The organism is Streptomyces sp. NPDC099050, from assembly GCF_044759865.1.
Lineage (GTDB): Bacteria > Actinomycetota > Actinomycetes > Streptomycetales > Streptomycetaceae > Streptomyces.
Genome location: NZ_JBIWAE010000010.1, coordinates 251,913 through 277,372 on the forward strand (window position 1 = coordinate 251,913; position 25,460 = coordinate 277,372).

A 25,460-nucleotide genomic window follows, 5' to 3' on the forward strand; every position below is an offset into this window, starting at 1 on the left:
TGCTCCACAGGCTTCAGCGGCCGGAGCGGACGGTCCAGTGCCGGCGACTCAGCCGGCCTTCCTGCGCGCCGACAGTCCTCTCATCAGGCGGGCGGCGCCGGCCGCATAGGCGATGCCGAAGAGGAGGGAGGCGAGGAAGGCCAGATGCCGGGAGAACCCGTCGATGAGCGGGAAGATCTGCCAGTGGGTCAGGTAGATGTACAGGGAGCTGGTCGCGAGGAGGCCGGCCAGTTGGTTGAGGCGCTCGCGGCTGGGGAGGCTGGGCACCCAGACCAGCAGCGCGAATCCGGCGATGATGATCACCTCGCGTCCCGGGTCGCCGGGAAAGAAGCCCGGTACGGTGGCCAGGGCCGCGGCGGTGACCAGGAGGCGCTGCCGCACGGTGGTGGCCTTCGCCGCCGCCCAGCCGAGCGTGAACAGCCAGAAGACCGTGATGGCGTCGGGTATTTGCTCGCGGTCCGGCAGGCCGACGAGGTCGTAGCGGGTGAGCAGTCCCAGACCGGTGAGAGCCAGGGGCAGGGCGTACGGGAAGCGGCGTTCCCACCGGTCCACCGCGGGCAGGCCCAGGAGGCCGACGGCGGCGATCAGGATGTAGACGAGAGCCTCGATGAACCAGAAGTGCATCCCGGTCTCGCGGCCGGCGGGGCCCATGACGCTGTCGAGCAGGAAGAGATTGGCGAGCGTGTAGTCGTCGTTGAGCAGCAGGATCAGCCCGATCCAGGCCGTGCTCGGCAGCGCGACGCGGGCGATGCTGGTCCAGCCCTGGCGTATGCGTACGCGCCGTTCGGCAGTGGTGAGGTGGAAGCGGGCGAAGTTGTACCCGGCGACCGCGAGCAGGATGTGTGCCCCGCCCTTGATGCCGAACACCTGGATGTGCGAGCCGACGATGCAGAAGATCGCCAGGGCGCGGAGCGCGACACTCGTCTCCAAGGTCCGCCTGCGGGAGGGTTCCGCCTGCTCGGGCGGCCTGAGATTCCGGATCGGTGTCGTGTGCCAGTCGGCCGGCAGGTGGCCGATCCGCTCTTCGAGCTGGATCGACATCTCGACGTACGAGAGCGAATCGCCGCCGAGGCTGACGAAGGAGCTGTCGTCCGTCACGTCGGTCGTGTCGAGGACCCGCGCATAGAGCAGGCGCAGGCTTTCGGGGGCGCTGTCCGGGGCGCTGTCCGGGGTGGGCTCGGGGCCGGCCGCGGGATCAGGCGCCTGGTGGCTCAGTTCGCGCACCGCCCGGTAGTCGGGCTTGCCGGTGGGCAGGCGGGGGAGGTCGGCCAGGATGCGGACCCGGACCGCACGGCCCGGCAGACCGCAGTCGTTGGCCACGAGTCCGGCTATCCGGCGGGCTTCGGAGTCGTGGGCGCCGACGGCCACGACACGGAGGGTCTCGTCGTCACCCGTACACAGGGCGGTGACGCCGTGTCGGGCGAGCATCCCCTCGACCTGCCCGGGGTCGATGCGCAGGCCGAGGATCTTCGCGAACCGGCTGCTCCGGCCGACGATCTCGTACAGCCCCTCGGGGGTGCGGCGCGCGATGTCACCGGTGTGGAGTTCGTCCACGGTCCGGCCCAGCGCGAGGTCCTCGGGGGCACGGGCGTAGCCGAGCATGACGTTGGGGCCCGAGTAGACCAGCTCGCCGGTGTTCTCGTCGGCGGGGCCGGGAAGCGGCTGAAGGCGGAAGGAGCCGCCGGGGATGGGGATTCCGGCGGCCGTGGGGTGGGTTTCGGCGAGGTGCGGGGGCAGGTAGGCCATGCGGGCGGTCGCCTCGGTCTGGCCGTACATGACGAAGAGCTGCCAGCCGGCGGCGCGGCCGAGCGCGGCGTACCGCTCGACCTGATTGGGGGTGAGCCGGCCGCCGGCCTGGGTGACGTAGCGCAGGTGGGGCAGTTCCATGGCGGCGAAGCCGACCCGGTCGAGGAGGTCGAAGGTGTACGGGACCCCGGCGAAGGTCGTGCCGCGGCCGGTACGGAACAGCTCCCAGAAGCAGGCGTCGGCCACCGACAGGTCGGTGAGGATCAGTCCGGCGCCGCGCAGCAGGTGGCTGTGGACGACGGACAGGCCGTAGCAGTAGTGCAGGGGCAGGGTGGTGGCCGCGCGGTCGGTGTCCCGGATGTCCAGGTACTGCGCGATGGACTCCGCGTTGGCCTGGAGGTTCTCGTGCGAGAGCCGGACGAGCTTGGGCGATCCGGTTGAGCCGGAGGTGCTCAGCAGCAGGGCGAGGTCCGGGTGCAGCTCGTGCGCCGAGACTTCGCGTCGCTCGTCGAGCAGCCATTCCCCGCCCTCGGGATGGGCCACGACGTCCGGGTCGTACGCGTCGATCAGGGCCTGGACGGCTTCGGGGTGGTCGCCCGGCACGAGGAGGACGGGGTGTCCGGCCGCGAGGGCGGCGAGGTGGACGACGAGGGCGTCGACGGTGTTGGCGCCGACCAGCAGGACCAGACGGCGTTCCCGGCCCAGGCGGCGGGCCATCGCGTCCACGCGCACGGCCAACTCGGCATAGCTGACCGGGCCGTCGGCCGTGATGACGGCGGTCCGGTGGCCGTGGGCGGCGAGGCCGAGGGCGAACGGGACCGACTTGGTGCCTGCGAACAGGTCGGGAAGGACTGTCACGGGCGTATCTTAGGAAAGCCTTACCTCGCCCGATAGTCACAGGAAAGTCACAGATGGTTCATTGAAGATCCACAGGAAAATAGACGGTAGGGTCGGCTCCGCCGATGTCGCGGTGTGGTCGAATTGTTGTGTGCGTCACTCTTGACCTTTAGGTTAGCTTTACCTTACTTATGGGGCGTTACCCATTTCTCCGCTGCCCTTGCAGGAAGGCTTTCCATGCGACGCCCCTTGGTCCGACGCTTGACCGCGCTCTTCGCGGCGGCACTTCTCCTCCCCGCCGTCGCAGGCTGCGGCGTCGACGAGGACGACGCGGGGCTCGTGATCTACTCGGGCCGAAACGAGAAGCTGGTCAAGCCGCTCCTCGACGAGCTGGAGAAGGCCGTCGGCACCACGGTCGCCGTCCGCTACGGCGAGAGCGCCGAACTCGCCGCCCAGATTCAGGAAGAGGGCGGCAAGACCAAGGCCGGGCTGTTCTTCTCCCAGGACGCCGGCGCCCTCGGGGCCCTGTCCACCAAGGGCATGCTGGAGAAGCTTCCGCAGGCGTCCCTCGACCAGGTGGACCCCGGATTCCGAGGCGGCGCCGGCGACTGGGTGGGCACCTCCGGGCGCGTCCGCGTCCTCGCGTACCACCCGGGACAGGTCTCCAAGGTCCCGGACACCGTCCACGATCTGGTCAAGCCGGAGTGGAAGGGGAAGGTCGGCTACGTCCCGACCAACGCCTCCTTCCAGGCGTTCGTCACCGGCATGCGCGTCCTGGAGGGCGACGATGCCACCCGCACCTGGCTGAAGGGCCTGAAGGCCAACGAGCCGAAGGTGTACGAGAACAACCTCAAGGTGCTGGAGGCGGTCGGCAAGGGCGAGGTCCCGCTCGGCCTGGTCAACCACTACTACTGGTACGAACAGGTCGCCGAGAAGGGCGAGGCCAAGGTCAAGGCGAAGATCCACTTCCTCCCCGGTGGTGACCCGGGCGGCCTCGTCAACACCGCCGGAGTCGGCATCGTCAAGGGCAGCGACCAGGCGCCGGCCGCGCAGAAGGCCGTTGACTTCCTGCTCTCGGAGAAGGCCCAGAAGTACTTCGCCGAGGACACCAAGGAATACCCGCTGGCCGCAGGTGTGACCAGCACGGTCAAGGGCCTGCCGCCGCTGGCTTCCCTGGACTCCCCGAAGATCGACCTCGGGAAGCTGGAATCGCTTCAGGAGACCCTGAAGATGCTCCAGGAAGCCGGGATGGTCTGACCCCTCATGCCCACCACGGATCCCGTCACGCCGACGGATCCCGCCACTGCCAACCGCCCGGCCGGCGCCGCCACGCCGACCGGGCGGTCGCGTGCCGGGCGTCGGCCGCCAGCCGTCCTCCTCGTTCCCGCGAGCCTCGCCGCCGTGTTCGCGCTGCTGCCCCTCGGCTACCTCGCCGTCCGGTCCCTGGAGCGCGGCCCCGCCTTCGCCTGGGACGTCATCGCCGACGAACGCACCGCCCAACTGCTCGGCCGTAGCCTCGGACTGGCCGCAGTGGTCGTCTCGGCCTGCCTGATCCTCGGTGTCTCGCTGGCCTGGCTGACCGTGCGCACCGACCTGCCCGGAGCCCGGATCTGGTCGGTGCTCGTGACCCTGCCGCTGGCCGTGCCCAGCTACGTCGCCGCGTTCGCCTGGCTGTCCGCCTTCCCGGAGATGGCCGGCTTCTCCGGCGCGGCCCTCGCGCTGACGCTGGTGAGCTTCCCGTACGTCTACCTGCCCGTCACCGCCGCACTGCGCGGCACCGACCCGGCGCAGGAGGAGGTCGCCCGCTCGCTCGGCCACGGACCGCTGAAGACCTTCCTGCGGGTGACGCTGCCGCAGCTGCGGCCCGCGGCCGCCGGGGGAGCCGTACTCGTCGCGCTGTACGTGTTCTCCGACTTCGGCGCCGTGTCCCTCATGCGGTACGACACCTTCACCCGCGGCATCTACACCTCCTACCGGGCCAGCTTCGACCGCACCCCGGCCGCCGCGCTGAGCGTCGTCCTCGTGGTGATGACGATCCTGCTGGTCGCCGCCGAGGCGCGGACCAGGGGCCGGGCCGGCCATGCGAGGACGGGCGGCGGCACCGCGCGCCCCGCCGTCCCCGCGCCGTTGGGCCGTTGGCGGGTGCCCGCCCTGGCCTGGTGCTCGGCGGTCACCGGCGTCGCCGTCCTCACCCCGCTGGGCACGCTCGGGTACTGGCTCGCCGTCGGCAACTCCGCGACCTGGGACCCGGCCACGCTGCTCGACACCGCAGGCACCACCCTCGGTGTCGCCGCGGCGGGCGCGGCCCTCACCACCCTGCTCGCCCTGCCGGTCGGCGTCATCGCCGCGCGGTACCGCGGCCGGACGGCCCAGCTGCTGGAGCAGTCGGCCTATGCCGGGCACGCGCTCCCTGGCATCACCGTGGCCCTGTCCCTGGTGTTCTTCGCGGTCCGCTACGCCGAACCGATCTACCAGGAGCTCCCGCTGCTGGTCTGCGCGTACGCCGTGCTCTTCCTCCCCGTCGCCGTCGCCGGCACCCGCGCGGCCGTACTCCAGTCCCCGCCCGTCCTGGAGGACGTCGCCCGCTCCCTCGGCCGCTCCCCACTGCGCGTACTGCGCGAGGTGACCGTGCCACTGGCCGCCCCCGGGGTCTCTGCCGGAGCCGCGCTCACCTTCGTCGTGTGCATGAAGGAACTCCCCGCCACCCTCCTGCTGCGCCCCACCGGCATGGACACCCTCGCCACCCGCCTCTGGACGGAAACCGGCACGGGATCCTTCGCCGCCGCGGCTCCCTACGCCGCGGCGCTGATCCTGCTGGCCGCCATCCCGTCCTACCTCCTCGGAAGGCACCGCACATGACCGACCTGCAGATCACCGGACTGGCCAAGGCGTACGGCCCCGGTGCGGCACCGGTCCTCGACGGCCTCGACCTCACCGTCCCCGGCGGCGCGCTGACCGCCGTACTCGGCCCCTCCGGCTGCGGCAAGACCACGCTGCTGCGCATCATCGCGGGCTTTCTGCGCGCCGACGCGGGCACCGTCACCCTCGACGGACGCGCACTCAGCGGCCCCGGACTCCACCTTCCGCCCGAACGCCGCCGCATCGGCATCGTGCCCCAGGAAGGCGCGCTCTTCCCGCACCTCAGCGTGGCGCGCAACGTGGCCTTCGGCCTGACGGGCCTCGACCGGGCCGCCCGCCGACGCCGCACGCAGGAGATGCTCGAACTCGTCGGCCTCGCAGGCTACGGAGACCGCATGCCGCACGAGCTGTCCGGCGGCCAGCAGCAGCGCATCGCCCTGGCCCGGGCCCTGGCACCGGAACCCGCCCTGGTCCTCCTCGACGAGCCGTTCAACGCCCTCGACGCCGCCCTGCGCACCGGCGTACGGGCCGACGTACGCGCGGCCCTGCGCGCCACCGGAGCCACGGCCCTGCTCGTCACCCACGACCAGCAGGAAGCCCTCTCCACAGCCGACCTCGTCGCCGTCGTCCGGGACGGCCGCGTGGCCCAGTGCGACACGCCGCACCAGGTGTACAGCCGTCCCGCCGACCCCTGGGTCGCCGCCTTCGTCGGTGACGCGGTACTCGTCACCGGCACTGCGGACCAGGACACGGCGGCCACAGCACTCGGCCGCATCCCGCTCACGAACCCGCCCGGCCGGGTCCGCGAGGGCGTGGTGCTCCTCCGGCCCGAGCAGCTCCGACTGACCGACCCGGATGCGGGCGGAGCCAGTGGCACGGTGACCGACGTTCGCTTCTACGGCCACGACGCGATGGTCACCGTGGCCGTGGACGGCATCGACGAGCCCATCGACGTCCGAGTCCCCACTCCCTCCGCCGCCCGCCCCGGTGAGCGCACGGGCATCGAGGTGATGGGGGAAGCGACCCTGCACTCCACGCTCTGACCCCGCGGGCCGCGAGCGGTTGCGGCAGGCCCGGGGCGGCGCCGTCCGGTGTGCTCCCGCGCCGGACGGTACGACGCCGGCCTGCCGAAGTCCGAACGCCGCTGGCGAGGTCGATGTCGGGAAGGCGGCCCGAGATGAGCAGGCTGAACTCCGCCGCTTCGGCTGGTACGTTGCCGCGCGGGGCGCGACCTGGGATCGCAGTCGAAAAGCCGAACATGTGATGATCGCCGTCGTGACGATGAACGGGGAACGGACCACCACATCCTCATTGTCGACGCCGCCGAGGGTGTCCTTTCCGAGGATGATGCCGCTCGCGAGGAGTTTTTCAGAACCCTACGGCGCGCCGGCCGGCGGTGGTCCTCCACCAAAAGACCCGAGGGCATCACGCTCAGCAAACTCGTCGTGGTCCTGTCATGCGACAAGGGGTCCGCAGCCGGCCTCGCCGCACAGCTTGAATCACTCGAGGCCCGATCACACTCCTAACCGACAACCGCACACCCGGGCCGCCGGCTACAGCCAGTCGCGCTTCTTGAAGATGACGTAGAGGCTGACGCAGACGACCGCCATCAGCAGGATGGCGAAGGGGTAGCCCGCTGCCCACTGGAGTTCCGGCATGGTCTCGAAGTTCATTCCGTAGATGGTTCCCACGAGTGTGGGTGCGAAGAGGATGGCCGCCCATGAGGAGATCTTCTTGAAGTCGTCACCCTCACACCGCTGACCTGCGGAAATAGCCCGGAGGTGCGCTCTGATCTGCGGCAATCCGCCTTTCTGGCTCTTTCGCCGCATTGCCTATTTGTGCGGCCGATCCTCCCCAGCCGCTCCCCGACACGGCTTCATTCTCCCCAGATTCTCTCCAGCAGAGAGTCCCTCCGAAGGTGGTTCACCGCTGGCCGGCGGGGCGCCGCGGGCCGCAGGGAGCGCTACGGAGCGTTCACGTACGTCGTCCGCTGCGGCTAGGGGGTTGAAGTCGCGGACGGCTTCCACCTTTGGCGAGCATCGATACGATGGGCTACCCCACGTCAACTCAGTGCGCTCTTGCCAAGCCATCGAGTCCGTCGGCCCAACCCTGTCCGACTGCTCGGAGTTTCCACACCGGCCGATGGTCGGCGGACCTGTGCCGGTACAACTCCGCGACGACCATCGCGCGGATGGCCGGGTCGGTGGGTCGGTGGGTGGAAGGTCCAGGATGCAGTGGCGCATCCCATGGACAGCTCTGCGTGGGTGAGCGAGCCGCATGTCAGTCCGGTGTCGACGTCCATGTTGATCGCGATCGTCCTCGCGGAGGAAGCGGGGTGCGGGCGGTGACATGGCGGCCGGCGCCCTTCTCCGGACCAGGGAGTCCGGAGCCGGTGGGCAGCCGGAGCCGCCGCCGGCAATGGCTGCCCCTGGCCCCATGGCCCGTCTGGTCTGCCTTCTCCCACCGGCCACAAGACTGGTGGGACATCGACTTCTACGTACGAAGTGCCGGAAGCCGAACCTGTGTTCACGCTTGCTAGAGTGCAAATGTTGAACGCTCTGTTGAGCAACTGAGCAACTGAACAACTGAGCAGTTGAGCGGTCATTGGGGTACGGGGGCGGATGCGTGGCGACAGATCCCAACTTGCTGGTGAACAACCAGCACTTGACCAAGCTGGCCGACGACCTCGATGAAATGCAGCGCTATCTGGACCGGCAGGTCAAGCGTATGGACGCGGTCGTCGACACGATCGAAGCCCGCTGGCAGGGGCCCGCGGCCAAGGCCTACCGACGGCGGCATAGTGATGCCGCCAAGGAAGCGGTACGCATCCGTGAGCTCATGAAACTGCTCGAAGCGGCCGTTCGCATGAGCCGAGACGGTTTCACCGAGCAGGAGCTCGACACGCTGTCCGCCTTCAGGCGCATCCAGATGTCCGTGGACGTGGACAGGGAGGCGGCCGGGCTTTCGACCCCCAACACCGGGAGCCCGCCCTCCGCGCCGCGCACGAGCCGCTTGCAGGATCTGTGACGAGGGGGACGCATGACTGACAGCGACGGCAGCATAACGGTCGACTTCGCCACTCTGCGGCTTCTCTCCGGCCAGCTGGAAGAGATCCTCAAGGAGCTCAACGAGAACGTCCAGACCATGCACGACCGCGTCGAGAAGGTCGTTCTCGCCTGGGAGGGCGAGGCCCGCGAGGCGTTCATCGACAAGCTGGACGAGTGGGATCGGTCCGCACGGGACCTTCAGGCGGCACAGGCGTGGCTTCACAGCATTGTGACGACCGGTCAGAGTAACTATGCGGCAGCACATGCCGCGGTGCTGCGCGGATGGGGAGCCGCCTGATGAGCTTGCCTCCTCCTCCGCCTCCCTTGAAGAACGGGGACATCGACGTCACCCCCAGTGCGCTGCACGCGCTCGCGGGCTACGTCGCCCATCTCCAGGACGGACTACACAAGGGGGCCAATCAGCTTCTCAACGAGCTCGGCCGATATCCGGACTGTGGGGGATATGGAACCGCCGCGTGGGAGTTCGCCACCGCTTACAAGAAGGTCGGCAACCGTTTCATCGAGGTGTGGGCCAAGTCGGTGGCGAGCGTCGGAGGCGCTGCCGTCGGCTTCGCCGTGACCGCGAACAACTACGCGACTGCGGACGCCGCCACGGACCCCTCGGGGGCCCCGGCCCAGACCCAGCCACCGCCGACCGTGATCGACACGCCGCCGAACTACGGGTCCGTGACGGACCTCAAGTGGGCGGACGTCGACCAGAGCCAGGACATCTTCCAGATGGCACTGGAAGCGGTGGAGGCCGGAGTCCTGGCGATCATCAGGCCCCTCCTGGAGGACGCCTACCGCATGGGCAAGGCGGCCGAGATCATGCCGTTGCCCGATTACCTGGGTCTGGACAACATGTCCATCGCCTGGGTTTACGCGAGCACGTCCGTCACCGCCACGGACGGAAACCTCAGCAGTGCTCTCCACAACTACACCGATCGGTCCAACGGCGAGTGGAACGCCGCGATGCGGCAATTCTGCAGCGCTGTCTGGGGTACGAGCGCGTGGGGCCAGAGTCGCGAGGGTTACGGGTGGAAACACGACTCCGCGCAGCCCGGTCAGGCCGGCAGCCACCCTGTCATGGACGTGATGGTCAAGACCTGTGACGTCATGAGTGACGCTCTGCGTGCCTGGGCGGTCGCCGCGGAGGATGTGCGGGACGACCTTCGCAGGCTCTACTACGAAGCCGTGCTGAAGGCCCTGCCGCACATCGACAGAAGCGACGGTCTGGACATGAAGGACGTCAGGAGCTTCGGCAAGGGACTCCTCAAGATGGGGAGGGGTTTGGCGGTCGGGTTCTCCCTCGAGGTGGACGAGGAGGCGATGAACGCGGCGGTCGAGGCGTACAACAACCGCGTGCGCCGACAGGTCGAGGAGCTCAACAAACTGCACGAAGCGCTGGATGAGGCATATCTCAGTGCTCCCACGTTCCGGGCCGAGTCGGCGCGGGCGGAGTCCTTCGGCGCCCGAACTCTGACCGATTTCAAGAACGATCCGCTGTACACGGTGGCCGGGGATGACGAAGGCAATCACAAATACCCGATCGACCTCGCGAACCAGGAGGGCATTCTCGGGTCCCATGTTGTGGACAAGCATGTGGGCAAGACGGATGAGCAACTGGAACAAAGGCTGAGGGACCAGCAGATCGTCAGGCCTTCCGGCATCCGGCCCGAGGCTGTTTCGGCGTTCGGGAGCCTTGCAGACGCGCAGCGGTATACTCAGGCGGCTCTGGACGAACCGAGTAATCAGAGGAAGATTGACAATTGGCTCGCGGGTAACCCTGGACCCAACTCGTCGCGCTCACTCCTCCTGACGACGAACGACGTCGTGGGAAGGTCGTGGGACCGGGGCGACACCGCCGCGCGTGACGTGACCAATGTGTGGGTCGTTCTGAGACCCAACCCGGGGAGCCACCCGCCGTTTGTCGTTCTCACTTCCATGCCCACCGACAAGACCCAGCACCCGTAGTGCGCACGTGGAGAACTGAGGTAAGCCCGTGACCCAGATTGACGCCACCTCGTGGAGCCGTTCCCTGCGGGCTCTTTTCGGGGAGGGCATGTTCGCGGTCGTGGGGGCGCGGCGGCGGGATGACTGGCGCCTGGACGCCCTGGACGTCATGCAGCTGCGGACGGACGATCCGCGTGGCTGGTCGAAGGTTGCCGCGACACCGGGAGGGGGCGACTATGGCACCGGCCCGGACAGCCCGTTCAGTGCTGTCACGCCAAGGGACTTCAGCACGGCCTTCCCTGTGTCCAGGAGGGGCGCCGAACAAATCCTGGTCACTCTCCAGGGCGAGTGGTTCCAAACAGAGGATATTCCGGATTTCGATGCGCGAGAGGCCGAGCTGACCTCGCACGCGAGAATGATCCTGGAAAGATTCGGAGAAGACGCGCTGTTTATCACCAATGCGGTGACGGCGCGAGGGAATCCCCATGCCGACATGTTCCGTCGCGAGGGTGCCTATGAGGGCTTCACCGGCCACGTAATGGATTGTGGTGTAATCGCTGTCTCCGCCACGGAAGTCGGTATCTTCTGGGGCTTCACCATCGACTGAGGATCTCCCGTGCGTACCCGTTCTGCCACCTATCCCGACCGCGCGACCGCACAGTGGTGTACCCAGCAGGTCGTCACGCGCAACGAGCAGGCCGTACATCGCTGGCTGGCTCAGAGCACACGACCGAGGCTCACCATCGAGGCGGCTTGGCCGTCCCGTGAGGAGCCCGTCGGGCGCGTGCTGCTGCAGGCGATGATGCTCGCCGGCCGCGAGCCCGTCGATGTGCGGGCCGCGCGGGTGACGCTGAGGCGTGAAGCGCTGAGTCCGCACGGCTTCGTCGTGCACGCCACTTACCCGATCTACCTCTGAAGGTGCCGCAGTGCCCATGAAGCCGCTTGAGTTCGACCGCCGGTACGGCGAACTCGACGTCGTCGTCGCAGCCTTCGTCGGACAGGAACCCGACAGTCCGGAAGCAGGCACAGCGCCTCCGGCTCTTCAGGCGTACCTCCGGCACACCTGGCACACTCGGCCCTGGGCGCTCTCCGTCGCCGAACAACAACTCCGGGAATACGCACGGAATCCACCGGGCCGCTTGCGACTGCGCCTCGGCGAGTTCTATTCGGTACCCGACATCGGGCTGTCCGAGTCCCGGACTCAAAGCTGGCTGTCCGAGATGGCCGACCACATCAAGCGCAGCATCGAGTCCGGCGATGTGCCTCCGCCGGTCGCGCCCCAGACCCACTGGGAGTGGCACGCCCGCTTCGGGGAGCTGGGACAGTTCCTCGGCGGTTGGTTCTCGCAGGACATGCCCGACGAGTTCGGCGACCACGATGCGGCGGTCCTCGACTACGGGGCAACGGTTGATCCCCAGCTGACCGCCCGGCTGGTCGGCGAGATCCACGAACTGCTGGCTCTGGGGCTGGAGGAGCACGACTACGCCGTCGGCGTCGCTGAACTCGGCATGGAGGTCGAACCGCCGGCCCCGTTCCCGGTCGAAGCCTGGCTCAGGACGGTGGCGGAGCATCTCCGGGCGGCCAGGCCCGACTACACGAACTGAACAGTCCCGTCCGGAGGGCTTTGCGGCCCGGCGGGGCAATGTTGGAGCCCGTTGCCATCGAAGTCCGGGAACTCCTGGGCCGCCAGCTCGATCACTGCTGTCGCTGGCCGGCGCTGGTGCGGTGCGAATCCTTCGGCGGTGGCGGCCAACTCCGGATTGGGGCGCGCCTTCCAGTCGGGCTCGTAGGAGGTGGCGGCTTCCCAGGGGCCGAAGCCATCGGCCAGGAGCCACAGGAAGTAGCACAGGTCGCGGGCGACGACTCCGATCCCTCCCCCGGACCCGAGGAACCGCCACTCGTTGTCGTTACCCTCCGCAACCGGGCGCAGCCGAAGGTGGCCGGCGGTGGGGGAGGGGCAGTCCCAAGGAGCGGGGGAGTCCCCGGCGCGGGCCGCTTTCTTGTGTTCGTGAGAGCTAAGTTGATCAACGGTTCCGATGTGCGGTCTACAGCCAGTCCCGCTTCTTGAAGATGACGTACAGGCTCACGCAGACCACTGCCATCAGCAGGATTGCGAAGGGGTAGCCCGCCGCCCACTGGAGTTCGGGCATCGTCTCGAAGTTCATGCCGTAGATGGTTCCCACGAGTGTGGGTGCAAAGAGGATGGCGGCCCACGAGGAGATCTTCTTGAAGTCGTCACCCATACGCCGCTGACCTGCGGAAACCGCCTGGATAGGCACTCTGGCCTGCGGCGACCCGTCTTTCCGGCCCTTTCGTCGTGCTGCCTGTTGATGCGGCCAATCCTCCCCAGCCGCTCCCGAACGGGGCTTCGTTCTCCCCAGATTCTCCCCAGCCACGTCTGCCGGGGAGGGCAGATCAGGGCTGGCCAGGAGTCTGATCCAGCTGTCGGGACGGGCTACACAACGCAGTGGAAGTGAGTCGGAGTTGCGGTGACTCTGGCTTTCGTGGGCGAAGCTTCCATGAACGAATCGGAACAGTCGTGGCCGCGCAAGGACGAGCGCACAGCGTCGCGCACGTTGTCGCCCTTGAGATCACCGTCCCGTGCCCGGGAAACGGGCTGGTCCGGCCGTTGTCTGTGCCACCGTTGAACCTGTCGATGACCGGCGGCACGAAGGGGGATGGCGTGCGACTGTCAAGGGAGGTCACCGGGTGGGCGTTCCTCGCCGATGTGGAGGGTGTCCGGCATGCCGGACTGGCCGTCGGTCTGGCCAGCATCAGCCCGTTCACCACTGGTGGCGGGGCGGGAGGCAGCCTGTTCACCCACGCGTACGCTCGGGGCCTCCCAGCGCTCCTCTCACTGGACGAATTGCCGTTCAGTCACCCTCTCGCCCCCCGGTGGTGTGTCACGCAGGACGAAGAAGGTGTGCTGTCCGTCCTCGGCCCTGATGGTGCGTACTTCGTGCACGACCTCGATCTGGAAAGGCCGCCAGGGTGGCGGGAGGCGGCGGAGGTCTCGGGCTCGGTCATGCTGGTCGTGTCCCACGTCCTGCCTGCCACAGATGATCCGCTCGGCGCGCTGGTCTTCGAAACGCGGAGCGGGAAGGTGTGCGCCGGTTCTGTGCGCTTCGGTGACCCTGCTTACGAGACGGACGCCAAGCCGACAGTCACCTTCGTCATCGACCCCGTCGGCGTGCTGATGGAGCTGGCGCAGTACGTGTGCGATCGGATCATGTCGCTGGACGAGGCGAAGCGACGGGCGCGCGAAGTAGAGGAGATGCGACAGGCCCTGGCGGAGCACGGTGCGATGCCCGCCGCGGCGATGGTGGATCTGCTGTTCCGGGACGAGTTCCTCGATCACCGCGGCCTGATGGAGTTCATGTACGTCTACTGGCGACTGGTCGCCGAGGTCGCCGACGCCTGCGCGATGGAGGCTGCCTGGCGGGTCGCGGCTTTCCAAACCGTCGAGGCGGGCGTCCACCTGGTGGCGGACCGGTGCGACCGCGCGGTGTTCGAGGAGTCCGAAACCTTGGCGGCTCGGCTGAGCGACGAACTGAGTGGCTCCCGCGACTTGGAAGCCGCGCTGCTGGCTGCCGCTCGGTTACGGATGGCGACCCGGGGACCGGAAGACTTGGCCGCCGACGCCTACGCTCGCGAGCCGCTGCTGACCACATGGTCCGCTCGGCTGACCGCGGACCTGTACCGCACGTGGTTCACCGAAGAGGAGCCCTTCCAGGTGGAGTCCCACCGGCTGGTGGCGGAAGCGGGACACCTGGTGGTGCGCGCGCTGGAGCTGGACGGTGGGCTGAAGAGGCCCCGGCTGCTGGCGGTACAGGCGCAGATTCTCGCGGACGAGGAGGGAGTTCACCGTGGTGCTGCCAGCGCTGCGCTGTCGGCATGGCGCAACTCGTCCGCTGCCGAGGAGCCGGACCTCGCGCTGTTCCTCCTCAGGATGGTGGACGGGGTGTCCCCGGAGACGACCGACGGGCTGCTCGCGGAGGTGTTTGGGACGCCACTGGCCGATTTCGTCGCCGCCCACGGCAGTACGGTGACCGGGAAGGTGATCAGCCAGGGTGTCAACCTGGCTCGAGAACGCGCCGACCGGCGGCTGCTGCGCACCGTGTTGGATTGGGCGGGGCAGCTCGACATCCCGCGGCCCTCTGCCCACCGCAGGCAGCTGATCGAGGCCCGGCTCCACGCCTTGCCCGGCGACCCGAGCGAGTGCCCGCGCCCCGACCAGGTGCTCCCGGTGTCGTTCCCGGAGTCCTGGACTCCGGCGCAGCGATCTACGGCTCTGCTGCATGCGGCTGCACACGCCCGAGACCGGCGGCAGCCAGCGCTGGGGCTCACCTTCCTGCGCCAGGCGGGCGACAACCGGAACGAAGAGGTCCGGCTGCTCACGGCCGATCTGTACTACCAGTCGGCGGAGGCAGGCGAGCCGGTCTCCAGCCCTGTCCCGTTCCCATGGGGCTACTACACGTACGCGGCGCTCGCCTACGCCTCGCTAGGCTTCGAGGAATTGGCGCGGGCGAGCCTGATGCCGTTTGTCCAGCAGCTGGGCAACCTCCACGGCGACGAACTCAGGAACGCGCTGTACGCGATCATCGTGGATGCGCCGAACTTCGACACGAGCGGCACGCCCGAACTCGGCGCGATACTGCGCGACCTCGTTCACTCGGCGGTCTGGCAGCTCACCGCGGAAAGCGAGATGCTGCCGATGGGGCTGATACTCGGTCTGCATCAGGCGGGCAAGGGTTCGGAGCTGGGCGCGTGGTGGCGCATTGAAGGCCCGCTCGTGCTGCCTGCGCACATCCAGCATTTCCTCGGGAAGCTGCGCGACTGGGAGGAGCCCTCCGCCGCCGGCGGCGCCTTGCCGAACCTGCTGAACGTGGTGGACGCCGGCCGCCATCGTCCTGGCGGCCACGACAACACGCAGATCGCCCGGAATCTACGGTGGCGCATCTCGTCGTTCATCGACGACGAGCTGCGTCGGCGTTCGGCACCGCTTATCGACGACCAGCGCATCTGGGCCAAGGTGCATGATCTGCTGGACGATCGAACGGTGCTGTTGACGTGGTTCCTGCCCGCGGCGGTGAGCGGCGCGGCCGTGCTGCTCGCGGTCACCAGGCAGGGCCGGGAGCTCGTGGTGCACCTCGGCGAGGGCGCGGAAGAGAACGGCGGCCGGCACCCGGATGCGGACCGGGTCGAGGCGATCCGGACGGAGATCGAACGCGACCCGCTGTTCGGCGACGTGACACCGGAGGGCAATCGGCTGCTGGAGTCGGTCGGCCTGCCGCTCGGCGGCAGCGAACTGTGGGACAACTGGCGCGCCCAGGGCAAGGACCGAATCCTGGCCTGGCCCCACGGCGCTCTGCACTACCTGCCCCTACCGCTGTGCCGAACGGGAGGCCGTCTGATCGCTGACGACTGGACGGTCACCACGATCGCCGGCCTCGAGGCCCTGGCACCCGTCCAAGTCGCTGCGCGTGAGTGCCGCACCGTTGTACTGGCCTCCGCTGCCGGGGGTACTCCCTTCGGTCTGCATGCGGAGCCGGCACTGGAGGAGCACGCGCGGAAGGTTGCCGAGGCGGTGGGCGCTGAAGCCCTCACCGGTCGTGCGGCCACTCGCGGCAGGCTGCGCGCGGAGATGTCCACGGCGGACATCGTCCACATCGCCGTGCACGGGACACTGGACGAGGACGCACCATGGATGCACTGCCTCTACCTCACGCCGGACGGCGACGACGATGGCCGCGTATTCGCCTACGACTTCCTGGATGTCGATCTACGCGGCGTTCGCCTTGTCACGCTCGCCGCTTGTGAGTCGGCGCTCGGTCGATTCGACCGCGGTGACAACATTCGCGGCATCCCTTCGGCGCTGATCACCGCAGGAGCGCATGCCGTCGTCGGGTGCCTGTGGCCCGTGCGCCCGGAGCCAGCCGCGTACTTCTACCACCACCTGCATCACGGAGTCGCGCGCGGCACGGACCCGGAGCAGGCCTTCCGCGGAGCCCAACTCGCCACGCGTGCCACGTATCCCCACTACCGTGACTGGGGAGCGTTCACCTATGTGCACGGCAGGACCAAGGGAGGCGCCGCATGACCGAGATCCGGCTGCACGACGTCGAACTCGTACCGGAGCGTACGCTTGGCAGCCCGGCGGACGACGGACCACTGCGCGGCAGGCTCACCTTCGGTTGGGACCTCCTGCCTGCCGACCACGCGGGTGCGCCGGCGGGCTGGCTGTCCTACCTCAGGGCCACACCCGACCGGGAGTTCCGTCACCTGCTGATGGTGTGCTCGTTCCGCCCCGAGACACCGGAGGGCAAAGGCGTATTCCGCCACGCCTCCCTGGGCATCGCACTGTCCACACCGGAGCGTGATGTACAGCCGGTCGCGCGCCTGATCGACCCGGGCGAGCGCACCCGTCCAGTCGCCGGCCTCGGGACGGGCGTGAGCTTCACGGTCACGACAGGCGTGCTGGATGTAGGGGTGGAGAAGCCGCCAGGAGCCGGACCGGCGAGGGAGGAGTGGATCGTGCGGGGCCACGGCGCTTCCCAGCCGAACCCGCAGTGGGAGTTCCGCCGGGTCAAGGGTTTCCCGCTGGTCGGTGATCACCCGGTGGCCGCGCTGGTGGAGCTCGTGCCCGACCGTATGAACACGGCCGAGGTACTGGTCGCGGCGGAGCTGGAGCACCGCAGCTGGGGCGTCCGCCGATACCGCGCACGGCTCGCGCCGACACCGCACACCATCGTGCTGGCGGAGTGACCCGGTCCTGGGGCGAGCCCGGGTGCTGATCACCGGCGAACCGCTGGAGGGCACCCTGGTCCCGCGCCTGGTCGACCTGATCCTCGACGGCGCGTGCGCCTGACCCGCGGTCGAGTGCGTCAACTCCTGCTGTGTGGAGGCTACTTCTGTGAATCTCGCGTGATTCGATCGTGGGAGATGCGCTGGCCGTGGTCCTGGGTCGGCGCGACGGCCCGGCACCCGAGCACGAGGCGGTAGCGAACGCAGTGCGGTCGGTGGTCGGGCAGCTTGCGGGCGACAAGCAGGCGCTGCTGGTCGTGGACGACTCGCACCTCCACGCAAGTCAGGGCGTTCTGCCCCCGCGGGCCGCGAGTGGTTGCGGCAGGCCCGAGGCCACTCCGCCCGGTGTGCTCTCGTGCTGGACGGTACGACTTCGTCCTGTCTTTGGGACGGCAAGCGCATGGTGGTCACTTTCTGCGATGTGCCGCAGGGGTGGGTGGGCGGGGGCTCTGCAGGGCGCGTTGAACGGGAGCCAGGCGGGCTCGTTGCGGCGGACAAGGCGCCGACCGCCAGTCGTTTCTCCCCGGATTCTCCCCAGCGGACGATTCCTGTTCGGGAAGTTTGGACCTGACGGTCGGAGGACCCGGGAGGGAAGCCCGAGATGAGCAGGCTGAATTCGGCCGCTTCGGCAGGTGCGTTGCCGCGATGGGCGCGACCTGAGATTGCAGTCGAAAAAGCGAACATGTGATGATCGCTGTCGTGACGATGAACGGGGAGAGCCAGGGGGGAGCGGACCCGCAGCGCAGGCGACCCGTGCGGCTGGCCGATCTGGCTGACGCGGTTGAGCTGCCCGCCATGGCGGAGGCGAAGGCCACGGACTCCGTCGAGGACCGGGAAGCCGCAGGCCGCCGGGCGTTCGCGGTACTGCTGGGCGAGTTCCGGCGTACGGCGGTGCTGGTGCCGATAGATCCGTACGGCAGCCTGTGGACGGCGGAGTCGGGCGGGGTCCGGTGGATCTGCGCGTTCTCGGACGAGGAGGCGCTGGCCGGGTTCGCGCGTGCGCAGGGTGACGCGGAGCGGGAATGGGAGTACCGCACGGTCCTCGGTGCGCGACTGCTCGACGTGATGGTGCCGATGCTGCGGGTCCCCGCCGGAGTGGCGCTGGACGTCGGCGGTGACGACGGCATGCTGTTCCCGCCCGTCGAGGGCGTCGTGCCGGAGTCGGCAGTGGTGGATCTCGGAGGTGCGCGATGAGCGGTTCGGATCCTGATCTCGAAGCACCCCCCGCAGCCATGCAGTTGATAGCGAGCGGCATCAACAAGGCGCATGGTGAGCTGAAGGACCTCGGCATGATCGGCGAGGCATCCACCGGGCGCGGATTCTCGGATCTGTCGCTGACGGGGATGCAGCTGGGCCACGAGGGGCTGGCGGCGGGGTTCAAAGCGTTCTGCGAGCGCTGGGAGTGGGGTGTACGCGGCCTGATGATGCGCGGAAACGGCTTCGCGAAGGCCGTCGGTCTGTCGGCGGGTGCGATCAGTGAGCAGGAGCAGTACATCAAGGACACCTTCAAGATTGCGGTGAACGGCATGAACGGCAACCCGCATCTGACGGAGGACGAGGTCAAGGCCAAGGACTGGGACGAGATCCGGGACCAGCACCAGTGGGACGGGGCGGACTGGAGCGGCGAGTCGTTCTCCGAGGCCCACAAGGAGGTCAAGCAGAACTGGCAGGACACCGCCTACGACGTCGAGGACGGGCTGCTGGACTCGATGGAGAACTCGGGCCTGCTCGACGCGCAGCAGCGTGGGCTGATGGACCAGGAACTGCGGGAGACGCTGGAGCCGACGCAGGAAGCGGTGGACCGGGCGAAGCAGCCAGTGTGGGGGAGCGGGTAAGTGGTGGATTTCGGGGGGCTCGTCGACAAGGGCCTCGGCAAGATCGAAGACGGGTGGGACGCCGGCAAGGAGATCGTCGGCCAGGGCATCGACAAGGCCACGGATGTCGTCGGGGACGGTCTGGAGCACGTAGGCGCCGAGGGCTGGGCGGACGCCGTCGAGGACTGGGGCGACCGTACGGGGTCCTCGCTGGGAGCGAAGGTCGGGGAACAGCAGCTCGGGCAGACCGAGGAGGCCAACGAGCTGATCCACGGCAACGTCGGTGCCATCACTGCCAGCGTCAAGAACCTGCGGGACTTCCAGAGCGCCTTCGACTCGGTGGGCCAGGGGATGAGGGGCCTCGACCCCAGTCAGTGGAAGGGCGCGGCGGCCAACGCGTTCCGGGAGAAGTTCCAGACGCTCCCCACGGACTGGCTGCACGCGGCGGACGCCTTCGAGGACGCGGCCAAGGCCCTGGAGACGTACGCCACGACGGTGACGTGGGCACAGGGCAGGGCGAAGGAGGCCATCGCCCTCTACAAGAAGGGCCAGGAAGCTTCCAAAACCGCGGTCGACGCGTACAACAAGAAAGTCGACGCCTACAACGAGGCGCGTACCGGCGACAAGCCGCTGCCCCAGCCGGACCCGTTCGCCGACCCGGGCGGGGTCGACCGGGGTCGGGCACACGAGGTCCTGGACGACGCGCGCCGCCAGCGCAACGAGGCGGCCGACACGGCGAACAAGGCGGTGGCTGCCGCGCTCGCGAACGCACCGGCGATGCCGTCGGCCACGGACCGGGCCAAGCTCAACCTGGCCGACTGGGGCGTGGGCGAGGGGGTGGAGATGATGCACCTGGGCGGCGGTGTAGTCAAAGGCGTGGTGGGCATCACCAACTTCGTTCGCGCGGTCAACCCGCTCGACCCGTACAACATCACCCACCCGGCCGAGTACTACAAGAACATCAACATGACGCTGGCCGGGCTGGCGTCCACGGCAGCACACCCGGACCGGGCACTGAAGAGCGCGTGGGAAGCGGCCAAGGGAGACCCGAGCGAGTTCCTCGGCAGACTCGTTCCCGAACTCATCGGTACCAAGGGCGCCGGAGGACTGAAAGCCCTGGCGCGCGTCAAGCACCTGGACGACGTGCCGGATGGGAAGGGACGTGGCGGACACAACGACGATCCCGACGGCAAGGGGCGGGAGTGCAAACAGCTCACGTGTGACGGAGACCCCGTCGACATGGCCACCGGCCGGATGGTCCTGCCGCAGACGGACATAGCACTGCCGGGCTCCTTCCCCCTGGTCTTCGCGCGCACCTTCGAGTCGTCCTACCGCGCGGGCCGCTGGTTCGGCCCGTCCTGGTCGTCGACCGTCGACCAGCGGCTGGAGATCGACTCCGAAGGGGTCGTGTTCGTCTGCGAGGACGGCAGCCTGCTCGCGTACCCGCATCCGGCGCCGGGTGTTCCCGTACTGCCGACGCACGGTCGTCCCTGGCCCCTGGACCGTGATCAAGGCAATTACACCGTCACCGATCCCGAGACCGGCCATGTGCGGCACTTCACCGAGCGTGACGGCGAACTGGCGCTCCTGACGCAGATCGACGACCGCCACGGCCGCTGGATCGCGTTCGATTACGACGAGGCCGGGGCACCGGCGTCGATCGTCCACCACGGCGGCTATCACCTGAAACTGACGACCACCGACGGCCGTGTCACCGCCCTGCACCTCGCCGGAGCCGCTCGGGACGGCACGGACCAGGAAATCCTCCGGTACGGATACACCGACGGCCACCTCACGCACGTGACGAACTCCTCCGGCCGCCCGCTGCGTTTCGGTTACGACGCCGACGGTCTGATCACTTCGTGGACCGATACGAACGGCAGCCGCTTCGACTACGTCTACGACGACCAGCATCGCTGTACGGCCCAGGCAGGGACCAACGGCCACATGGAATCCCGATTCACCTGGGACGAAACCGACCCGGCCACCGGCCTGCGCATGACGTCCATCACCGACGGGCTGGGCAACACCACCCGGTACCTCGTGAACGACCGGGTCCAAGTCGTCGCGGAGATCGATCCGACAGGAGCGGCCACCCGCTACACGTACGATCGCCACCACCGGCTGCTCTCCCGGACCGACCCTCTCGGGCACGTCACCCGTTCCACGTACGACGACGGGGGCCGACTGAGGGAGGTCGTCCGCCCAGACGGCCGGCAGCTGTACGCGGAGCACAACGAGCTCGGCCTGCCCGAGCGCGTGGTACACGCCGACGGCACCGTCATCCGTCAGACCTATGACGAGCACGGCAACCGCACCTCGTACACCGACGCTTCCGGGGCGACCACGCGCTTCACCTACGACGAAGCGGGACACCTCGCCTCCGTGACGGACGCGCTCGGTGCCACCACACTCCTGCGTTGCAACGACGCGGGGCTGCCGGTCGAGGTCACGGACCCTCTGAACGCCGTCACACGCTACGAGCGCGATGCCTTCGGCCGTCCCCTTGCGATCGCCGACCCGCTGGGGGCGGTCACCCGCTTCGGGTGGACCGTAGAGAGCCAGATCGCCGTCTGCACCGAACCGGACGGCGCTCGGCAGGCATGGACGTACGACGGCGAAGGCAACTGCCTGACCCATACCGACGCCTTGGGGCAGACCACCCGGTACGAGTACACGGACTTCGACCTGCTGGTGGCCCGGACCGGGCCGGACGGGGTGCGGCACGAGTTCCAGCACAACATCAACCTTCAGCTCACCCGTGTGACGAACCCGCTCGGGCTGACCTGGGAGTACGAGTACGACGCCGCGGGCCGGCTCGTGTCCGAGATCGACTTTGACGACCGGCCCCTGCGGTACCGGTACGACGCGGCCGGCCGGCTGGTCGAGCGTGTGAACGGTCTCGGTCAGACCATCCGCTTCGAGCGCAACGAACTGGGCCAGGTCCTCCGCAAGGACAGCGAGGGTGCCGTCACCACCTACGAGTACGACGTTTTCGACGAGCTCGCCGTCGCGGTGAACGCCGACGCCACACTGGTGCGGCTACGAGACCGCTACGGACGGCTGAAATCGGAGACGGTGAACGGTCGCGAGCTGGCGTACGACTACGACGGGCTCGGCCGGCTCGTCGGTCGGACGACCCCGAGCGGTGCGGTCAGCACCCGGACGTACGACGGGGCCGGCCGCCCCGTCGAGCTCACGACATCTGGCCGTACGATCGCCTTCGAACGCGACGCGGCCGGCCGCGAACTCGTCCGCAGGATCGGCGAAACGGTGAGTCTCGCCCATCGGTTCGATGCGAGCGGACGCCTTGCCGATCAGCAGCTGTCCGGCCGGGGCCGCAACCTCCAGCGCCGCTCGTACTCCTACCGCGAGGACGGCCACCTGATCGGCGTCGAGGACAAGCTCTCCGGGACCCGCCGCTTTGACCTCGATGCGATGGGCCGGGTCACCGCCGTACACGCCTCGGGATGGTCGGAAACGTACGCCTACGACGCGGCGGGCAATCAGACCGACGCGGCCTGGCCCGCGAACCACCCCGGACAGGAGGCCACGGGGCCCCGGGCATTCGCCGGCACCCACATCACGCGGGCCGGTAACGTCCGCTACGAGCACGATGCGCAAGGCCGTACCGTGCTGCGGCAGAAGACGAGGCTCTCCCACAAGCCGGACACCTGGCGCTTCACCTGGGACGCGGAGGACCGATTGGCGTCCACAGTCACGCCGGACGGCACGGTGTGGCGGTACCTCTACGATCCCCTCGGCCGCCGCATCGCCAAGCAACGCCTCGCCGATGACGGCAGTACCGTGCTGGAGGAGACCACCTTCACCTGGGACGGCGCCACGCTGTGCGAGCAGGTCAGCCACGGTGCCGCACTGCCCCTGCCCATCGCGCTCACCTGGGAGCACATGGGTCTACGTCCCGTCTCGCAGACCGAACGCATGCTCGACAAAGACGCGCCGCAGGAGACCGTGAATGAACGCTTCTACGCCATCGTGACCGACCTCGTCGGTGCGCCCACCGAACTCGTCGACGAGTCGGGGGACCTTGCCTGGCGGACCCGCAGCACGCTGTGGGGTACGACGACGTGGGCGACCGCGAGCGCGTCGTACACCCCGTTGCGTTTCCCGGGCCAGTACTTCGACCCCGAGACGGGACTCCACTACAACGTCCACCGCCACTACGACCCCGAGACGGCCCGGTACCTCAGCAACGATCCCCTCGGGCTCGACCCCGCACCCAATCCGACGACCTACGTGCACAACCCACACACCTGGTCCGACCCTCTGGGGCTCAAACCCTGCAAGATCCGGGTCTCTCCGGTCGCCTCCGACTGGGCCACCAAGGGCGCGCACATCCACATCCCCCTGAAGAAGGGGAAGGAACACGAAGTAAGCATCACCGTGGACAAGGACGGCAACATCCAGGGTGCCCCCATCAGGCTCGAGGACGGCTGGGCATCGGACAAGAGCGTCCAGCAGGCCGTGGACGCCGTGAACAACGATCCGAAGCTGCGCGCGGACCTTCTGGCCAAGGCCAAGTCGGCGAAGGAGCACATGGACGACCACAACTGGGGCAACACGCAGAACCGCTCCTCCGAAATGCAAGCCCTGATCGACAAATTGGAGAACTGGCCGTGACCGGCATCGAATTCCTCGCTTCCTTCATCGCGGCCGGACGCCTGCACGGGATCGGCATCGGCTCCACCCTCGACGAGGTCGACCGCGCCATCGCACACCGCTTCGTCGACGTAGTCGACGAAGGTGGCGCATCGCTTCGCCGCGATTTCGGATTCGTAGAGTTCTACTTCAACCCCGGCGAGGAGTGGGTGATGTCCGGCGGGTCGATCGAGTTGCACCGGCTCGCGTCCGGCTACGACATGGGAGAGGAATGGGCCCGGACCATGGGCGTCGAGTTCCCCCGCTACGTAGCCTGGGAGGATGTGCGGAACGCGCTTGCCCGCGTCCCCGGAGCCCCGGAATTCAAGGTGACCGACCAGGGCGGCTTCCTCGAATACCGGGCGGCCGCATCCAACGTCTCCGTCATCGTCGTGGACGACGATGAGGAGGAGCGGGGTTACCACGCAGGGCACGGGGACATCTGGAGCGTCAGCCTGTGGGCGCCGGTACGTGCGAGGTGACTGCTCGCGGGGCCGCCGCAGTCTTGCTGCGCCCGCATCACCATGCGTCCAACTGCCTTGAATGGGCTCCATCCTTCTCGGATCCCCAGCGGAGACTGTCGGACGGGCTGTCCTGCGGGCCGTCGGGGTGTGGCCCGCAGGACAGCGCACTTGACAGGGCCGGTAGTGCTTCGCAGAGATCGGCAAGGGCGGCTACTGGAGGGTATTCCTCCCCATGCTGGAAGGAGGATGACCTGAATGGAAACGATCGGTTTCCACCGGGAGATGGACCCGGAGAACGATGCCGTGTTCCGCGAACCCATCAGGGACAAGGTGCGGGATCAGGCGCCCTATCCGAAGGCGGAGGTGAAGCGGTACCTCGACTCCGGACATCCGATCTTCGACATCATGGAGTTGACGATTGACGTCATCGGGGGCGCTTTCCGCGTGCCCGGCGGATCGTCGCTGCTGTCCGACGGCCGTTTCGTCTGGCGAGTGGACCTCGCCGCTTACGTCGAGCGGTACAACATCGAACTTCCGGCGGAATTCGTCGAGCATGCAGGCAGCCACGGATTCTCGATGCCGGCTGAGGACCTGCCGACCCTGCGCGCCGTATCCAAGACTGCGTTGAGCGCCTACGACGAGGTGGGCCGCCTGCTCTCCTACCTCCGGCCCGACGGCCGGGAGGCACGGGCCGAGTACGACGAGCTCGGCAACCCGGTCAAAATCGTCGCCGTGGACGGCTCGGTCGTCCGTCAGACCTATTGATCCGAAACGGTTCGGGTTCTGAGTCGTTGTAGTGGTGTGAGCGATCTGGTGGGGGACGCGCGGCATCTGTCGCCGTCGGCGCAAGAAGCGTTACGGCTGCGGGCGGTGGCCGCGCTGGTGGAGGGCCGGGGCCGCGAGGAGGTCGCGGCGATGTTCAAGGTCTCGCTGAAGGCGGTGGACGGCTGGTGGGCGAAGTGGCTGGTCGGCGGTCGTGAGGCTCTTACCGCCCGCCCGCGGGGCAAACGCGTGGGCGAGCATCAGGTGCTGACCGAGGCCGAGCAGGCAGCCCTGCGCCAGGCGGTACTCGATCACCGTCCTTGCGAGCTGGGGCTTTCAGGGCAGTTGTGGACGCGTGGCCAGGTCGGCGCTCTGATCGCGAAGCTTTACCGGGTCCGGCTGACCGAGCCGGGAGTGGGCAAGTACCTACGGCGCTGGGGGCTGTCGTTCCAGCGGCCCGACAAACGCGCGGTCGAGCAGGATCCGCAGGCAGTACGCCAGTGGCTGGAGGAGAC

The 25,460-nt window shown here is 68.3% G+C and carries 20 protein-coding genes and 1 pseudogene; 17 read left to right on the forward strand and 4 right to left on the reverse strand.

Features of this window, described 5'->3' with window-relative positions:
- Positions 1 to 48: 48 nt before the first annotated feature.
- Positions 49 to 2,604 carry an AMP-binding protein gene (locus tag ACIQV3_RS19400; protein WP_403713620.1) on the reverse strand — a complete coding sequence of 852 codons (2,556 nt, stop codon included), beginning with the start codon at positions 2,602 to 2,604 and terminating at the stop codon, positions 49 to 51.
- 216 nt (positions 2,605 to 2,820) lie between these two features.
- Here ACIQV3_RS19400 and ACIQV3_RS19405 point away from each other — a divergent pair, with 216 nt between their 5' ends.
- Genes ACIQV3_RS19405 through ACIQV3_RS19415 form a run of 3 tightly spaced genes read left to right on the forward strand, consistent with a single transcriptional unit; the run spans position 2,821 to position 6,485 of the window.
- Complete coding sequence (locus ACIQV3_RS19405) at positions 2,821 to 3,840, forward strand: iron ABC transporter substrate-binding protein (RefSeq protein ID WP_403713621.1); 1,020 nt, start codon at positions 2,821 to 2,823, stop codon at positions 3,838 to 3,840.
- Positions 3,841 to 3,846: 6 nt separating this feature from the next.
- Positions 3,847 to 5,442 carry an ABC transporter permease gene (locus ACIQV3_RS19410; RefSeq protein ID WP_403713622.1) on the forward strand — a complete coding sequence of 532 codons (1,596 nt, stop codon included), beginning with the start codon at positions 3,847 to 3,849 and terminating at the stop codon, positions 5,440 to 5,442.
- A complete protein-coding gene (locus ACIQV3_RS19415) occupies positions 5,439 to 6,485 on the forward strand; it encodes an ABC transporter ATP-binding protein (protein WP_403713623.1) in 1,047 nt (348 codons plus the stop codon). The genes ACIQV3_RS19410 and ACIQV3_RS19415 overlap by 4 nt, the downstream gene beginning before the upstream one ends.
- A gap of 510 nt (positions 6,486 to 6,995) precedes the next feature.
- Here the strand turns inward: ACIQV3_RS19415 and ACIQV3_RS19420 are convergent.
- Positions 6,996 to 7,238, reverse strand: a pseudogene (locus ACIQV3_RS19420) (CorA family divalent cation transporter); the annotation flags it as partial.
- Positions 7,239 to 7,509: 271 nt separating this feature from the next.
- Positions 7,510 to 7,626: a TerD family protein gene (locus ACIQV3_RS19425; RefSeq protein ID WP_403713624.1), complete on the reverse strand. Its 117-nt coding sequence runs from the start codon at positions 7,624 to 7,626 to the stop codon at positions 7,510 to 7,512.
- Positions 7,627 to 8,067: 441 nt separating this feature from the next.
- Here ACIQV3_RS19425 and ACIQV3_RS19430 point away from each other — a divergent pair, with 441 nt between their 5' ends.
- From ACIQV3_RS19430 to ACIQV3_RS19455, 6 genes are read left to right on the forward strand one after another with little or no spacing between them, the layout of a single operon-like run.
- A complete protein-coding gene (locus ACIQV3_RS19430; RefSeq protein WP_403713625.1) occupies positions 8,068 to 8,469 on the forward strand; it encodes a WXG100 family type VII secretion target in 402 nt (133 codons plus the stop codon).
- 12 nt (positions 8,470 to 8,481) lie between these two features.
- Positions 8,482 to 8,787, forward strand: a complete 306-nt coding sequence (locus ACIQV3_RS19435) for a WXG100 family type VII secretion target (protein ID WP_403713626.1) — start codon at positions 8,482 to 8,484, stop codon at positions 8,785 to 8,787.
- A complete protein-coding gene (locus ACIQV3_RS19440; RefSeq protein ID WP_403713627.1) occupies positions 8,787 to 10,463 on the forward strand; it encodes an RNase A-like domain-containing protein in 1,677 nt (558 codons plus the stop codon). Before ACIQV3_RS19435 ends, ACIQV3_RS19440 begins: the two co-directional genes overlap by 1 nt.
- A gap of 28 nt (positions 10,464 to 10,491) precedes the next feature.
- Positions 10,492 to 11,049: a hypothetical protein gene (locus ACIQV3_RS19445; RefSeq protein WP_403713628.1), complete on the forward strand. Its 558-nt coding sequence runs from the start codon at positions 10,492 to 10,494 to the stop codon at positions 11,047 to 11,049.
- 9 nt (positions 11,050 to 11,058) lie between these two features.
- Entirely contained in the window at positions 11,059 to 11,358 is a 300-nt protein-coding gene (locus ACIQV3_RS19450) for an RNase A-like domain-containing protein (RefSeq protein ID WP_389433350.1), read from the forward strand.
- 10 nt (positions 11,359 to 11,368) lie between these two features.
- Complete coding sequence (locus ACIQV3_RS19455) at positions 11,369 to 12,046, forward strand: contact-dependent growth inhibition system immunity protein (protein ID WP_403713629.1); 678 nt, start codon at positions 11,369 to 11,371, stop codon at positions 12,044 to 12,046.
- 441 nt (positions 12,047 to 12,487) lie between these two features.
- Here the strand turns inward: ACIQV3_RS19455 and ACIQV3_RS19460 are convergent, their stop codons facing one another.
- Positions 12,488 to 12,838, reverse strand: a complete 351-nt coding sequence (locus tag ACIQV3_RS19460; protein ID WP_403713630.1) for a CorA family divalent cation transporter — start codon at positions 12,836 to 12,838, stop codon at positions 12,488 to 12,490.
- 143 nt (positions 12,839 to 12,981) lie between these two features.
- Here ACIQV3_RS19460 and ACIQV3_RS19465 point away from each other — a divergent pair, with 143 nt between their 5' ends.
- The 8 genes from ACIQV3_RS19465 to ACIQV3_RS19500 form a co-directional block, all read left to right on the forward strand.
- The gene (locus ACIQV3_RS19465) at positions 12,982 to 16,542 is read left to right on the forward strand and encodes a CHAT domain-containing protein (RefSeq protein WP_403713631.1); all 3,561 of its coding nucleotides are present in this window, start codon (positions 12,982 to 12,984) and stop codon (positions 16,540 to 16,542) included.
- Positions 16,539 to 17,207, forward strand: coding sequence for a hypothetical protein (locus ACIQV3_RS19470; protein ID WP_403713632.1), 669 nt, complete (start codon positions 16,539 to 16,541; stop codon positions 17,205 to 17,207). The genes ACIQV3_RS19465 and ACIQV3_RS19470 overlap by 4 nt, the downstream gene beginning before the upstream one ends.
- Positions 17,208 to 17,951: 744 nt before the next feature.
- On the forward strand, positions 17,952 to 18,440 hold the full coding sequence (locus ACIQV3_RS19475; RefSeq protein WP_403713648.1) for an SseB family protein: 489 nt from the start codon (positions 17,952 to 17,954) through the stop codon (positions 18,438 to 18,440).
- Positions 18,437 to 19,081 (forward strand): hypothetical protein, encoded by a 645-nt coding sequence (locus ACIQV3_RS19480; protein ID WP_403713633.1) that lies wholly within the window; start codon positions 18,437 to 18,439, stop codon positions 19,079 to 19,081. The genes ACIQV3_RS19475 and ACIQV3_RS19480 overlap by 4 nt, the downstream gene beginning before the upstream one ends.
- On the forward strand, positions 19,082 to 23,701 hold the full coding sequence (locus ACIQV3_RS19485; RefSeq protein ID WP_403713634.1) for a putative T7SS-secreted protein: 4,620 nt from the start codon (positions 19,082 to 19,084) through the stop codon (positions 23,699 to 23,701).
- Complete coding sequence (locus ACIQV3_RS19490; protein WP_403713635.1) at positions 23,698 to 24,201, forward strand: hypothetical protein; 504 nt, start codon at positions 23,698 to 23,700, stop codon at positions 24,199 to 24,201. The genes ACIQV3_RS19485 and ACIQV3_RS19490 overlap by 4 nt, the downstream gene beginning before the upstream one ends.
- 237 nt (positions 24,202 to 24,438) lie before the next feature.
- Complete coding sequence (locus ACIQV3_RS19495; protein WP_403713636.1) at positions 24,439 to 24,948, forward strand: RHS repeat domain-containing protein; 510 nt, start codon at positions 24,439 to 24,441, stop codon at positions 24,946 to 24,948.
- A 96-nt stretch (positions 24,949 to 25,044) separates the two neighbouring features.
- The coding region (locus tag ACIQV3_RS19500) for a winged helix-turn-helix domain-containing protein (RefSeq protein WP_403713649.1) at positions 25,045 to 25,460 on the forward strand (416 nt) is incomplete at its 3' end.

Bases quoted from the DNA above. Each gene is read 5' to 3' on its own strand.
- ACIQV3_RS19475 (WP_403713648.1), top strand. From the start codon at position 17,952: ATGAACGGGGAGAGCCAGGGGGGAGCGGACCCGCAGCGCAGGCGACCC.
- ACIQV3_RS19405 (WP_403713621.1), top strand. From the start codon at position 2,821: ATGCGACGCCCCTTGGTCCGACGCTTGACCGCGCTCTTCGCGGCGGCA.
- ACIQV3_RS19425 (WP_403713624.1), bottom strand. From the start codon at position 7,626: ATGGTCGTCGCGGAGTTGTACCGGCACAGGTCCGCCGACCATCGGCCG.
- ACIQV3_RS19435 (WP_403713626.1), top strand. From the start codon at position 8,482: ATGACTGACAGCGACGGCAGCATAACGGTCGACTTCGCCACTCTGCGG.
- ACIQV3_RS19470 (WP_403713632.1), top strand. From the start codon at position 16,539: ATGACCGAGATCCGGCTGCACGACGTCGAACTCGTACCGGAGCGTACG.
- ACIQV3_RS19440 (WP_403713627.1), top strand. From the start codon at position 8,787: ATGAGCTTGCCTCCTCCTCCGCCTCCCTTGAAGAACGGGGACATCGAC.
- ACIQV3_RS19480 (WP_403713633.1), top strand. From the start codon at position 18,437: ATGAGCGGTTCGGATCCTGATCTCGAAGCACCCCCCGCAGCCATGCAG.
- ACIQV3_RS19415 (WP_403713623.1), top strand. From the start codon at position 5,439: ATGACCGACCTGCAGATCACCGGACTGGCCAAGGCGTACGGCCCCGGT.
- ACIQV3_RS19495 (WP_403713636.1), top strand. From the start codon at position 24,439: ATGGAAACGATCGGTTTCCACCGGGAGATGGACCCGGAGAACGATGCC.
- ACIQV3_RS19410 (WP_403713622.1), top strand. From the start codon at position 3,847: ATGCCCACCACGGATCCCGTCACGCCGACGGATCCCGCCACTGCCAAC.